General features: G+C 53.2%; 2 tRNA genes and 1 rRNA gene. All 3 read left to right on the top strand.

The features are described from left to right. Window positions 1-1,357: ribosomal RNA gene (locus tag BGL48_RS10725) — 16S ribosomal RNA — on the top strand; the annotation flags it as partial. Window positions 1,358-1,438: 81 nt separating this feature from the next. Beyond that, window positions 1,439-1,514 (top strand) — tRNA-Glu (locus BGL48_RS10720). A 2-nt stretch (window positions 1,515-1,516) separates the two neighbouring features. Then, window positions 1,517-1,592 (top strand) — tRNA-Lys (locus tag BGL48_RS10715). Window positions 1,593-1,654 lie beyond the last annotated feature (62 nt).

Raw genomic sequence — 1,654 nt, 5'->3', positions numbered from 1 at the left:
TGGGACCAAAGGTGGCCTCTACATGTAAGCTATCGCGTTGGGATGGGCCCAGTTAGGATTAGCTAGTTGGTAAGGTAATGGCTTACCAAGGCGACGATCCTTAGCTGGTTTGAGAGGATGATCAGCCACACTGGGACTGAGACACGGCCCAGACTCCTACGGGAGGCAGCAGTGGGGAATATTGCACAATGGGGGAGACCCTGATGCAGCCATGCCGCGTGTGTGAAGAAGGCCTTCGGGTTGTAAAGCACTTTCAGCAGTGAGGAAGGTGGTGTACTTAATAAGTGCATGGCTTGACGTTAGCTGCAGAAGAAGCACCGGCTAACTCCGTGCCAGCAGCCGCGGTAATACGGAGGGTGCGAGCGTTAATCGGAATTACTGGGCGTAAAGCGCATGCAGGCGGTTTGTTAAGTCAGATGTGAAAGCCCGGGGCTCAACCTCGGAACCGCATTTGAAACTGGCAGGCTAGAGTCTTGTAGAGGGGGGTAGAATTTCAGGTGTAGCGGTGAAATGCGTAGAGATCTGAAGGAATACCAGTGGCGAAGGCGGCCCCCTGGACAAAGACTGACGCTCAGATGCGAAAGCGTGGGTAGCAAACAGGATTAGATACCCTGGTAGTCCACGCCGTAAACGCTGTCTACTTGGAGGTTGAGGTTTAGACTTTGGCTTTCGGCGCTAACGCATTAAGTAGACCGCCTGGGGAGTACGGCCGCAAGGTTAAAACTCAAATGAATTGACGGGGGCCCGCACAAGCGGTGGAGCATGTGGTTTAATTCGATGCAACGCGAAGAACCTTACCTACTCTTGACATCCAGAGAACTTTCCAGAGATGGATTGGTGCCTTCGGGAACTCTGAGACAGGTGCTGCATGGCTGTCGTCAGCTCGTGTTGTGAAATGTTGGGTTAAGTCCCGCAACGAGCGCAACCCTTATCCTTGTTTGCCAGCACATAATGGTGGGAACTCCAGGGAGACTGCCGGTGATAAACCGGAGGAAGGTGGGGACGACGTCAAGTCATCATGGCCCTTACGAGTAGGGCTACACACGTGCTACAATGGCAGATACAGAGGGCAGCGAAGCTGCGAAGTGGAGCGAATCCCTTAAAGTCTGTCGTAGTCCGGATTGGAGTCTGCAACTCGACTCCATGAAGTCGGAATCGCTAGTAATCGTGGATCAGAATGCCACGGTGAATACGTTCCCGGGCCTTGTACACACCGCCCGTCACACCATGGGAGTGGGCTGCACCAGAAGTAGATAGCTTAACCTTCGGGAGGGCGTTTACCACGGTGTGGTTCATGACTGGGGTGAAGTCGTAACAAGGTAGCCCTAGGGGAACCTGGGGCTGGATCACCTCCTTACTGACGCTATTGTTGCGAGTGCTCACACAGATTGTATAGGTTGAAGTTATAAAGAGGATATGTTCCCAAACATATCAGCGTGTCCCATTCGTCTAGAGGCCTAGGACACCGCCCTTTCACGGCGGTAACAGGGGTTCGACTCCCCTATGGGACGCCATTGGGTTGTTAGCTCAGTTGGTAGAGCAGTTGACTTTTAATCAATTGGTCACAGGTTCGAATCCTGTACAACCCACCACACTAACGCGGGCGCATAGCTCAGTTGGGAGCGCTTGCACCCTAACAAGGATGGGCAACATG

This window comes from Salinivibrio sp. SS3 (genome assembly GCF_001722105.1).
GTDB lineage: Bacteria > Pseudomonadota > Gammaproteobacteria > Enterobacterales > Vibrionaceae > Salinivibrio > Salinivibrio kushneri.
This window is presented reverse-complemented; position numbering and strand designations above follow the sequence as displayed.